Origin of the sequence: Verminephrobacter aporrectodeae subsp. tuberculatae At4 (assembly GCF_000193225.1) — a bacterium.
In the GTDB taxonomy this organism is placed as follows: Bacteria; Pseudomonadota; Gammaproteobacteria; order Burkholderiales; family Burkholderiaceae_C; genus Acidovorax; species Acidovorax aporrectodeae.
Genome location: NZ_AFAL01000432.1, coordinates 1 through 10,559 on the forward strand (window position 1 = coordinate 1; position 10,559 = coordinate 10,559).

General features: G+C 68.3%; 10 protein-coding genes and 1 pseudogene. 9 read left to right on the forward strand and 2 right to left on the reverse strand.

Annotated elements, in window-relative coordinates:
- Nucleotides 1-178, reverse strand: a pseudogene (locus VTU_RS34440) (SDR family NAD(P)-dependent oxidoreductase); the annotation flags it as partial.
- 50 nt (nt 179-228) lie between these two features.
- On the opposite strand from VTU_RS34440, the gene VTU_RS0113700 reads away from it, so the two are divergent.
- From VTU_RS0113700 to VTU_RS0113710, 3 genes are all read left to right on the forward strand, one after another.
- Nucleotides 229-1,293, forward strand: coding sequence for a CDP-6-deoxy-delta-3,4-glucoseen reductase (locus tag VTU_RS0113700; protein WP_010105070.1), 1,065 nt, complete (start codon nt 229-231; stop codon nt 1,291-1,293).
- 61 nt (nt 1,294-1,354) lie between these two features.
- A complete protein-coding gene (locus VTU_RS0113705) occupies nt 1,355-2,326 on the forward strand; it encodes a Bug family tripartite tricarboxylate transporter substrate binding protein (RefSeq protein WP_029554395.1) in 972 nt (323 codons plus the stop codon).
- Nucleotides 2,327-2,469: 143 nt separating this feature from the next.
- Nucleotides 2,470-3,174: an MFS transporter gene (locus tag VTU_RS0113710; RefSeq protein ID WP_010105073.1), complete on the forward strand. Its 705-nt coding sequence runs from the start codon at nt 2,470-2,472 to the stop codon at nt 3,172-3,174.
- Nucleotides 3,175-3,273: 99 nt separating this feature from the next.
- On the opposite strand, the gene rsmI is transcribed toward VTU_RS0113710, so the two are convergent.
- Nucleotides 3,274-4,197 carry a 16S rRNA (cytidine(1402)-2'-O)-methyltransferase gene (gene rsmI / locus VTU_RS0113715; protein ID WP_010105074.1) on the reverse strand — a complete coding sequence of 308 codons (924 nt, stop codon included), beginning with the start codon at nt 4,195-4,197 and terminating at the stop codon, nt 3,274-3,276.
- Here rsmI and VTU_RS0113720 point away from each other — a divergent pair.
- The 6 genes from VTU_RS0113720 to asd form a co-directional block, all read left to right on the forward strand.
- Nucleotides 4,197-4,604 (forward strand): YraN family protein, encoded by a 408-nt coding sequence (locus tag VTU_RS0113720; RefSeq protein ID WP_010105075.1) that lies wholly within the window; start codon nt 4,197-4,199, stop codon nt 4,602-4,604. The genes rsmI and VTU_RS0113720 overlap by 1 nt on opposite strands.
- Before the next feature lie 88 nt (nt 4,605-4,692).
- Entirely contained in the window at nt 4,693-5,442 is a 750-nt protein-coding gene (locus VTU_RS0113725; RefSeq protein ID WP_010105076.1) for an electron transfer flavoprotein subunit beta/FixA family protein, read from the forward strand.
- Nucleotides 5,443-6,387, forward strand: coding sequence for an electron transfer flavoprotein subunit alpha/FixB family protein (locus VTU_RS0113730; protein ID WP_010105078.1), 945 nt, complete (start codon nt 5,443-5,445; stop codon nt 6,385-6,387).
- 53 nt (nt 6,388-6,440) lie between these two features.
- The gene (locus tag VTU_RS0113735) at nt 6,441-8,249 is read left to right on the forward strand and encodes an acyl-CoA dehydrogenase (RefSeq protein ID WP_010105079.1); all 1,809 of its coding nucleotides are present in this window, start codon (nt 6,441-6,443) and stop codon (nt 8,247-8,249) included.
- 89 nt (nt 8,250-8,338) lie between these two features.
- Nucleotides 8,339-9,292: an NAD(P)H-dependent flavin oxidoreductase gene (locus VTU_RS0113740; protein WP_010105080.1), complete on the forward strand. Its 954-nt coding sequence runs from the start codon at nt 8,339-8,341 to the stop codon at nt 9,290-9,292.
- 136 nt (nt 9,293-9,428) lie between these two features.
- Nucleotides 9,429-10,559, forward strand: a 1,131-nt coding sequence (gene asd, locus VTU_RS0113745) for an aspartate-semialdehyde dehydrogenase (RefSeq protein WP_010105081.1), incomplete at its 3' end; no start/stop codon positions are given.

Consider the following 10,559-nt stretch of genomic DNA (forward strand, 5'->3'; position numbering starts at 1 on the left):
GCTGCGCCACCCGGGACGGGCTGGAACTCAGCGCGAGCAACTGCATGCGCCCGGCGCCGGGGCCGCCGTGCAGGTCGCGCAGCACCCGCTGGCCGACGTCGCCGCAGCCGACGATCAGCAGGCGTTCCCGGCGAAAACGCGCTGGCAGGGCGCCGAGCGGGCTTTGGTTTGAAGGCAAAATCAGCTCCGTTTTTCCAACAAAAAATCCGTCCCGAGGATAACCACGACATGACCAGCGCCGAGGCTGCCGCGACCGCAGCGTTCCAGATCAGCGTGCAGCCCAGCGGCCGCGCATTCAGCGCCCACGCAAACGAGGCCATCCTGACCGCAGCCATCCGCAGCGGCGTGGGCCTGCCCTACGGCTGCCGGGACGGCGCGTGCAGCACCTGCAAGTGCAAGAAACTCAGCGGCACCGTGCAGCATGGCCGGCACCAGCCGCAGGCCCTCACGGCCGCAGAAGAGGCCGCCGGCTGGGTGCTGACCTGCTGCGCGCAGCCCTTGAGCGACGTGGTGCTCGAAGCGCGCCAGGTCACCGACGAAAGCGCCTACCCCGTCAAGAAAATGCCGGTGCGCGTGGCCACGCTGGAAAAGAAGTCGCACGACGTGATGCTGCTGCGCCTGCAACTGCCCGCGGCGGATACCCTGCGCTACCACGCGGGCCAGTACCTCGAGTTCATCCTGCGCGACGGAGCGCGCCGCGCGTACTCGATCGCCAACGCGCCGCACCAGCAGGCCACGGCGCCGGGCGTGGAACTGCATATCCGCCACATGGCGGGCGGCCAGTTCACCGAACATGTCTTCGGCGCGATGAAGGAGAAGGAAATCCTGCGCGTGGAAGGCCCCTTCGGCAGCTTCTTCCTGCGCGAAGACTCGGACAAACCCATCGTGCTGCTGGCCTCAGGAACCGGCTTTGCCCCGATCAAGGCCATCATCGAGCACATGCAGTTCCAGCGCATCGCACGCCCCGCCGTGCTGTACTGGGGCGGCCGCCGCCCGGGCGACCTGTATCTGCACGACTGGATGCTGGCGCGCGTGGCCGAGATGCCGAACCTCGCCTACGTGCCCGTGGTCTCCGATGCGCTGCCCGGGGACGGCTGGAGCGGCCGCACCGGCTTCGTGCATCAGGCCGTGCTCGACGACTTTGCCGACCTCTCGGGCCACCAGGTCTACGCCTGCGGCGCCCCCGTCGTGGTCGATGCAGCCCGCGCGGCCTACGGCGCGCAGCGCGGCCTGCCAGCGCAGGAGTTCCATGCGGACGCCTTTATTTCCGAGGCGGACAAACATGGCGCATGAGCAGGTACGGGGCGCGCGCGGCATCCGGCAGTCCCAGGGTCCATCCATCTCTTGCACCAGCATGCAGCGCAGACACTGGCTCATCGCCGGCACCGCAATGGCTCTTTCCTGCGCCCACGCGCTGGCGCAGAGCCCGGGCCCAGCGATCCGCCTGATCGTTCCCTACGCAGCGGGCGGCCCCATCGACGCCACGGCGCGCGCGCTGGTCGAGCGCGTGCGCGACACGCTGGGGACCGTGGTCATAGAGAACAAGAGCGGCGCGGGCGGCAACATCGGCGCCGACGCCATTGCCAAGGCCGCGCCCGACGGCCTGACGATAGGCATCGCCACCACCGCCACCCACGCGGTCAACCCCTGGCTGTACGCGCGCATGCCGTATGACGCGGGCCGGGACTTCGCGGGAATCACGCAGATGCTGCGCGTTCCGAACGTGCTGGTGATGAACACCGCCCGGGCCGCGCAACTCAAGATCCACCGCCTGGCCGACCTGATCGCCTACGCCCGCGCCCACCCCGCCGGGCTGAACTACGGCAGCGGCGGCAACGGCAGCGCGGGCCATCTGGCGGGCGAACTGCTCAAGCAGCGCGCAGGCATTTTTGCGCTGCACATTCCCTACCGCGGCGGGCATCCGGCGCAGCTGGCCCTGCTCGCGGGGGAGGTGGACTTCAACATCGACAACTTGGCCACCGCAGCGCCGAACATCCGCGCGGGCCGGCTGCTCGCGCTGGCCGTGACCTCGCTCGACGCATGCGCAGCGCTGCCCGGCGTGCCGCCGCTGTCCGCGGCGTTCCAGGGGTTTGCCATCGACACCTGGTGGGGGTTGGTCGCCCCCGCCGCAACGCCCCGGCCGGTGATCGACAGGCTCAACCGGGCCCTTGTCGCCGCCCTCGACGCGCCGCAAACCCGGGCCCGCTTCAGCGCGCTGCTCGCCGAGCCGGTAAGCAGCACGCCCGGGCAGTTCGACGCCTTCATGGCCAGCGAACGCGCCAAGTACCAGGAGCTGGTGAGGGCCTCCGGCGCCCGGGTGGACTAAATCAGGGACGGCAAGCGAAGCGCGGCCGCGACGGTCCAGGCATGGGCTGGTGGCCTTCCTTTCCCGCATCGACAGTGTGGTTTTTGACAAAGGTGTATCGTGCCCAAACCGCCAAAAACGGAATGTAACTGAAACAAATTGCCATGCCATTCATCGTCGGCGCGATCGCGAGCGCAGCCGGATGGCGATGGGCGCTGCTTGCGCTCGTTGCTCCGATTTTTCTGGTCGGCGTTTGGATCGAAGTCGAACGGACCGTGCGCGGCGACAAGCATGACGTCAGCCCCGTAAATCGAAGCGGCTGGTGCGCGCTTCTACAGGAGCCGAGATTTTCAGGACCGGTATTGGCGATGGTCAGATTCCAGATGGTTTTCGCTCCGCTTGCTGTACGCCTGCCATTCATGCTGACTGGCCAGGCCAGCTCTGTTTTTTCGGTTGGTTTGGTTCTGTCCTTGGCCAACATGGCCGTTGCAGTGGGACTTGCCATCACCGGGTGGCTTGTGCCGCGCGTGAGCAGCCGGGCTCTGACCAAAACGGGGATGGTCATCATGGGTCTCGGATGCGTTCTCGCGCTCGTTGGGCAAGTCCATGGCCCACCTTGGACCGTTGTCGGCGTTATCGTCGTGCTGTCTGCTTTCGGTTTCGTCATGGTTCCTGCCATGGCCGATGCGCTCAACGTCGAAGAGGCTGACCGAACGTCGGCTGCCGCGCTGTCCGGTTTTCTACAAGCGGTCTGCAGTGGAACTGCCGTCGCCATGACAGGCATGGTGATTTCCGACCATGGCGTTGTCGTCGTTGCCTTGACGCTCGTCGCTATTGCCACCGTGTGGATTTCCCAAAGGACTGGCTGAGATTGTTCTTGAATGGCGAAGCACGGCCCTTCGTCGGTGCGGGAGCACGCCCGGCCAAGCGAAGTACGGGCAGGACGGCCCTGGCTGTGGAGATCCTCGTCAAATCCCTGCGCGCTGCCATTCGAGTGCCTGCGCGTACAGCGCATTGCGCGGCGCGCCGGTAATCTCTGCGGCCAGCCGCACGGCGTTGCGCAGGGGCAGCGCCTGCAGCAGCAGACGCAGCACGCGCAGGCTCTCGCCGCCGTCGCCGGCCACGGGCACGGGCACGGGGTGCAGCAGCAGCACGAATTCGCCGCGCGCGCGCTGGGGCGATGCATCGATCCATTCGCTCAGCGCCTGCGCGGGCCGGGTCGTCACCTCTTCAAACTGTTTCGTCAATTCGCGCGCCAGGGTCACGGGGCGTGCGCCCAGCGCGGCCAGGTCCTGCGCCAGTTCGCCGATGCGGTGCGGGGCTTCGAGCAGCACCACGCAGCGCGGCTCATGCGCCAACTGCCCGATCACGCGCGCGCGCTCGGCGCTCTTTGCCGGCAGAAAACCCGCGAACACGAAACCGTCCGGCGCGCCGCGCCAGGCCACGGCACCGGCGACGCTCAGCGCGGTGGTGATGCTGCTCGCGCCAGGCAGGGGCATGGCGCGCAGCCCCGCCGCCTGCACGGCGGCCACCAGCCGGGCGCCCGGGTCGCTCACGCCGGGCGTTCCGGCGTCGCTCACGTACGCTACGCGCTGGCCTTGCTGCAGGCGCTGCACCACGTCCTGCGCGGCTTCGGCCTCGTTGTGCCGGTGCAGCGCCAGCAGTTGGGCCGCACCCTTGTCGATGCCGTAGGCGCGCAGCATGGATTGCGTGTGGCGCGTATCCTCGCAGGCCACGGTGTCGGCCAGTTGCAGCACGTGCAGCGCGCGCAGGGTGATGTCGGCCAGATTGCCGATGGGCGTTGCCACCATGTACAGCGCCGCCTGCGGATGATGCTGCGCGGCCGCCGCTGCGCGCGCGGCGTCGAGGGCTGAAGCGAAAGAGGCGCTCAATGCAATTCCTTGGAAAGAGAAAGCCGGCCCCTGCGCCAGCGCCTGCGGCCACCGGCAGCACGCGCCAGCGTGGCGAAGCAGCCGAAGACAGGGCCCTGGCGCACCTGCAGGCCGCGGGCCTGCAGTTGATGGCGCGCAATTATCGGACGCCCGGGCGCGGCGGCGGCGAGATCGATCTGATCATGCGCGAGCGCGACGGCACCCTGGTGTTCGTCGAGGTGCGTGGGCGCAGCGGCAACGCCTTTGGCGGGGCGGGGGCGAGCATCGGCGCGCGCAAGCAGCAGCGCATCGTTTTCGCGGTGCGGCACTACCTGCTGCGCCAGCCTTCCCCGCCGCCCTGCCGCTTCGACGTGGTGCTCGTGGAAGAGTCCGTGCAGTGGATCAGGGCGGCGTTCGACGCGCGCTAGAACAGACAGGGGGCCCCCGCTGCGCGGCATAGAATGCTCCGCTTTGCGCATACGTATTCAAACTCAACCAACCCCAGGAGTCGCTGCAATGAAGGTCTTGGTCCCGGTCAAGCGGGTGGTGGACTACCACGTGAAGGTCCGCGTGAATGCGGACAACACGGGCATGGACACCGCCGCCATGAAGATGAGCATGAACCCCTTTGACGAAATCGCCATGGAAGAAGCGATACGCCTGAAAGAAAAAGGCCTGGTGACCGAAGTCATCGCAGTGTCCTGCGGCGTGGCGCAGTGCCAGGAAACGCTGCGCACCGCCATGGCCATCGGCGCCGACCGCGCGATCCTGGTGCAAACCAACGTGGAATTGCAGCCCCTGGCCGTGGCCAAGCTGCTCAAGGCCCTGTTCGACAGGGAACGGCCCGTGCTCGTGATCCTGGGCAAGCAGGCGATCGACGACGACGCCAACCAGACCGGCCAGATGCTCGCCGCGCTCGCCGACCTGCCGCAAGCGACCTTCGCGAGCAAGGTGGAACTGGCGGCCGACACGGTGCGCGTGACGCGCGAAATCGACGGCGGCCTGGAAACCCTGGAACTCACGCTGCCCGCCGTCATCACCACCGACCTGCGCCTGAACGAGCCGCGCTACGTCACCCTGCCGAACATCATCAAGGCCAAGAAAAAGCCGTTCGACACCGTCAGCCCCGAAGACCTCGGCGTGGACGTCGCGCCCCGCCTCAGAACCCTGAAGGTGACCGAGCCCGCCCAGCGCAGCACCGGAGTCAGGGTGGCCGACGTGGCCGCCCTGGTCGAGAAACTCAAGAACGAAGCAAAGGTGATCTGAATGCCGGTCCTCGTCATTGCCGAACACGACAACGCGTCCATCAAGGGCGCAACGCTCCATACCGTGAGCGCCGCCATCGCCTGCGGGGGCGAGGTGCATCTGCTCGTGGCCGGGCACAACGCGGGCGCGGCGGCCGCGGCGGGTGCGCGCATCGCCGGCGTGTCCCGGGTCCTGCACGCGGATTCGCCGGGCCTGGAGCATGGCCTGGCCGAGAACGTGGCCGCGCAGGTGCTGGCGCTCCAGGGCAGCGCGGCCGGCGGCTACAGCCACATCCTGTTTCCCGCGACCGCCAGCGGCAAGAACGTTGCGCCGCGCGTCGCCGCCCGGCTCGACGTGGCCCAGATCAGCGACATCACGCAGGTGCTCTGCGCCGACACCTTCGAGCGCCCGATCTACGCGGGCAACGCGCTGGCCACCGTGCAAAGCGCCGACCACGTAAAGCTCATCACCGTGCGCACCACGGCCTTTGACGCCGCCGCGGCATCCGGTGGTTCGGCCGGCGTGGACGCCGTGGCCGCCGTGGCCGACACCGGCCAGAGCCGCTTCGTCAGCAGCGAAATCGCCCGCAGCGAGCGCCCCGAGCTGACCGCCGCGAAGATCATCGTCTCCGGCGGCCGCGGGCTCGGCGGCAAGGAAAATTTCAACGCCGTCATAACGCCCCTGGCCGACAAGCTCGGTGCCGCGCTCGGCGCCAGCCGCGCCGCGGTGGACGCGGGCTACGCGCCCAACGACTGGCAGGTGGGGCAGACGGGCAAGATCGTCGCGCCCCAGTTGTACGTGGCGGTCGGCATCTCGGGAGCGATTCAGCATCTGGCCGGAATGAAGGACTCGAAGGTGATCGTGGCGATCAACAAGGACTCCGAGGCCCCGATCTTCAGCGTCGCCGACTACGGCCTGGTAGCCGACCTGTTCACGGCCGTTCCGGAACTGGTGCGCGCGCTCTGACCGACTGGCGTCGTCTTTTTTTTTGAGCATTCATTTGCGCTCCCGGAGGCCCCATGAGCTACACCGCCCCGCTCGAGGACATGCTGTTCGACATCGAGCATCTGGCGCGCATCGAACAGCTCGCGCAAATCCCCGGCTTTGAAGACGCGGGCCTGGAGACCGCGCGGGCCGTGCTGCAGGAATGCGCCAAGTTCAGCGAGGGCGTGCTGTCCCCGCTCAACGCCGAGGGCGACAAGAACCCTTCGGTCTGGAAGGACGGCGCGGTCACCACGCCGCCGGGCTTTCGGGACGCTTTGCGCCGCTACGTCGAAGGCGGCTGGCAGGGCCTGCAGCACCCGACCGGCTATGGCGGCCAGGGCCTGCCCAAGACCATCGGTGCGGCCTGCATCGAGATGTGCAATAGCGCCAACCTGGGTTTCGCGCTGTGCCCGCTGCTGACCGACGGCGCCATCGAGGCGCTGCTCACGGCGGGCAGCGACGCGCTCAAGGCGATCTACCTGGAAAAGCTCGTGAGCGGCCGCTGGAGCGGCACCATGAACCTGACCGAGCCCCAGGCCGGCTCCGACCTGGCGCTGGTGCGCACGCGCGCCGAGCCCCGGCCCGACGGCAGCTACGGGATTTTCGGCAGCAAGATCTTCATCACCTACGGCGAGCACGACCTGACCGAGAACATCGTGCACCTGGTGCTGGCCCGCGCCGCGGGCGCGCCCGAGGGCGTGAAGGGAATCAGCCTGTTCGTTTGCCCGAAGTTTCTCGTCGGGCAGGACGGCCGCCTGGGCGCACGCAACGATGTGTACTGCGCGGGGATCGAGCACAAACTCGGCATCCGGGCCAGCCCCACGGCCGTGCTGCAGTTTGGCGCGGGCATGGTCGCGGGCGCCGTGCCCGGCGCCGTGGGCTACCTCGTGGGCCAGGAGAACCGGGGCCTGGAATACATGTTCATCATGATGAACGCCGCGCGCTACGCCGTGGGACTGCAGGGCATAGCGATCTCCGAGCGCGCCTACCAGAAGGCCGTGCAGTACGCCCGCGAGCGCGTGCAGGGCCGCCCCGTGGACGGCAGCAGCCAGGCCAGCGTGGCCATCATCGAGCACCCCGACGTGCAGCGCATGCTCATGACCATGCGCGCCACCGTCGAGGGTTGCCGCGCCATGGCCTGCGTGACCGCCGCCGCGTTCGACACCGCACAGCACCATCCCGACGCACAGTTGCGCAAGCAGAGCCAGGCCCTGCATGAATTCCTGGTCCCCCTGGTCAAGGGCTACAGCACCGAGACCAGCCTGGAGCTCACGTCCCTGGGACTGCAAGTGCACGGCGGCATGGGCTTCATCGAAGAGACCGGCGCGGCCCAGTACCTGCGCGACGCCAGGATTTTGCCCATCTACGAAGGCACGACCGCGATCCAGGCGAACGACCTCGTGGGCCGCAAGACGGCGCGCGACGGCGGCCAGACGGCCCGGGCCATCGCGGCGCAGATCGAAGCCACCGAGGCCGAACTGCTGGCCAGCGCCACCCCCGCCGCCCGGTCCATGGCGCGCCGCCTCTGCGCCGCACGCCAGGCGCTGCTGGACGTGGTGGAGTTCGTGCTCGGCACGATCCAGACCGACCCCCAGGCCGTGTTTGCCGGCAGCGTGCCCTATCTGATGCTCGCGGGCAACGTGCTCGCGGGCTGGCAGCTCGCGCGCAGCCTGCTGGTGGCGCAGGACCTGCTGCGCCAGGGGCGCGACGAGGCCTTCATGCGCGCAAAAATCGCCACCGCGCAGTTCTATGCCGAGCACATCCTGGTCAAGGCGCCCGGCCTGCGCGACAGCATCGTCGAAGGCGCGGGCAGCGTGCGCGCGCTCGCGCCGCAGGCTTTCTGAAAGCACCCGGAAGATCCGCAGCCTCCCGCGTGCGCGGCCGATCGCCGGAAATCATCCCCCCTCTTCCCCCCCCGTTGGAAACCGTCACCATGTCCAGACTCCCTGCCGTGCTGCAAAACCTGTCGCTGCCCGTGATCGGCGCGCCGCTGTTCATCATCAGCACCCCCCGGCTCGTGATCGCGCAATGCCAGGCCGGAATCGTGGGCGCCATGCCCGCGCTCAACGCCCGCCCGGCGGAGCAACTCGACGACTGGCTCGCCGAGATCACCGAGGCCCTGGCCGCGCACGACCGGGCGCACCCGGCGAGTCCCGCCGCGCCCTTTGCCGTCAACCAGATCGTGCACAAGAGCAACGACCGGCTTGAGCGCGACATGCAGGTCTGCGCCAAATACAAGGTGCCGATCATCATCACCAGCCTGGGCGCGCGCGAGGACGTGAACCAGGCCGTGCACGGCTGGGGCGCCAGCGTGCTGCACGACATCATCGACAACCGCTTCGCGCACAAGGCGATCGACAAGGGCGCCGACGGCCTGATCGCCGTGGCCGCCGGCGCCGGCGGCCACGCGGGGGTGAAGAGCCCGTTTGCGCTGATCCAGGAAATCCGCCAATGGTTCGACGGCCCGATCGCGCTCTCGGGCGCCATCGCCACGGGCGACGCGGTGCTCGCGGCGCAGGCCATGGGCGCGGACCTGGCGTACATCGGATCGGCGTTCATCGCCACGCACGAGGCGCACGCGAGCGACGGCTACAAGCAGGCCATCGTCGCCAGCAGTTCGGACGACATCGTCTACAGCAGCCTGTTCACCGGCGTGCACGGCAACTACCTGGCGCCATCGATCCGCGCGGCCGGACTGGACCCGCAGAATCTCCCCGAATCCGACCCCGGCAAGATGAATTTCGGCGGCGACGTGCACAAGGCCTGGAAGGACATCTGGGGCTGCGGCCAGGGCATTGGCGTGATCGACGCCGTGACCGGCGTGGCCGAGCGCGTGGCCAGGTTGCGCAGCGAGTACGCGGCCGCGCGCGCGCGCCTGGGCCTCTGAAAACCCGCTCTACAATCCTTCCCTTTTCCGAAAGGCGCAGCTTCATGCGCCGCCATGCACGGGGCAGGACAGGGGTCGCACGCGCCGTGGAAAACAAGCTGCTACGGCACGGTCTCATTCATTTGGCAAGGACGTCATGCACAACAACTTGGTGGGTTTTGTCGGCTGGCGCGGCATGGTCGGCTCGGTTCTGATGGAGCGCATGCTCGAAGAACAAGACTTCGGGCGCATCGAGCCGCTGTTCTTTTCCACGTCCAACGCCGGCGGCAAGGCCCCCGCGCAGGCGCGCAACGAAACCACGCTGCAGGATGCATTCAGCACCGATGCGCTCAAGCGCTGCGCGATCATCGTCACCACCCAGGGCGGTGACTACACCCAGGCGGTGTACCCCGGGCTGCGCGCCGCGGGCTGGAAGGGCCACTGGATCGACGCCGCGTCCACCCTGCGCATGGACCGGGACGCAGTCATCGTGCTCGACCCGGTGAACATGCCGGTGATCAAAAACGCCCTGGCGCGCGGCGCGCGGGACTGGATCGGCGGCAACTGCACCGTCAGCTGCATGCTCATGGGCGTGGGCGCGCTGTACAAGGCCGGCCTCGTGGAGTGGATGTGCACCCACACCTACCAGGCCGCGTCCGGCGGCGGCGCGCAGCATATGCGCGAACTGCTGACGCAGTACGGCACGCTGAACGCCGAGGTGAAGGCGCTGCTCGACGACCCCGGGAGCGCGATTCTGGAAATCGACCGCAGGCTCAGCGCAAAACAGCGCGCCCTCGACGGCGCCGAAACCACCCACTTCGGTGTGCCCCTGGGCGGCAGCCTGATCCCCTGGATCGACAAGGACCTGGGCAACGGCGTGTCCCGGGAGGAATGGAAGGGCATGGCGGAGACGAACAAGATCCTGGGCCGGGGCGAGGGCTTCGACGCTCCCGCCGTCGCGGTCGATGGTTTCTGCGTGCGCGTGGGCGCGATGCGCTGCCACAGCCAGGCCCTGACCTTCAAGCTCAAAAAGAACGTTCCGGTTGCCGACGTAGAGGCCATGATCGCCGCCGACAACCCCTGGGCCCGGGTGGTCGCGAACACCCGTGAAGCGACGCTCGAAGCGCTCACGCCGGTGGCCGTGAGCGGCACCCTGGGAATTCCCGTGGGGCGCATCCGCAAGCTGGCCATGGGCCCGGAGTATCTGGGCGCTTTCACCATTGGCGACCAGCTGCTCTGGGGCGCCGCCGAGCCCCTGCGCCGCATGCTGCGCATCCTGCTCGATGCC

Excerpts from the sequence above, each read along its gene's own strand:
- VTU_RS0113700 (WP_010105070.1), top strand. The coding sequence starts at position 229 with ATGACCAGCGCCGAGGCTGCCGCGACCGCAGCGTTCCAGATCAGCGTG.
- VTU_RS0113705 (WP_029554395.1), top strand. The coding sequence starts at position 1,355 with ATGCAGCGCAGACACTGGCTCATCGCCGGCACCGCAATGGCTCTTTCC.
- VTU_RS0113710 (WP_010105073.1), top strand. The coding sequence starts at position 2,470 with ATGCCATTCATCGTCGGCGCGATCGCGAGCGCAGCCGGATGGCGATGG.
- VTU_RS0113720 (WP_010105075.1), top strand. The coding sequence starts at position 4,197 with ATGCAATTCCTTGGAAAGAGAAAGCCGGCCCCTGCGCCAGCGCCTGCG.
- VTU_RS0113725 (WP_010105076.1), top strand. The coding sequence starts at position 4,693 with ATGAAGGTCTTGGTCCCGGTCAAGCGGGTGGTGGACTACCACGTGAAG.
- VTU_RS0113730 (WP_010105078.1), top strand. The coding sequence starts at position 5,443 with ATGCCGGTCCTCGTCATTGCCGAACACGACAACGCGTCCATCAAGGGC.
- VTU_RS0113735 (WP_010105079.1), top strand. The coding sequence starts at position 6,441 with ATGAGCTACACCGCCCCGCTCGAGGACATGCTGTTCGACATCGAGCAT.
- VTU_RS0113740 (WP_010105080.1), top strand. The coding sequence starts at position 8,339 with ATGTCCAGACTCCCTGCCGTGCTGCAAAACCTGTCGCTGCCCGTGATC.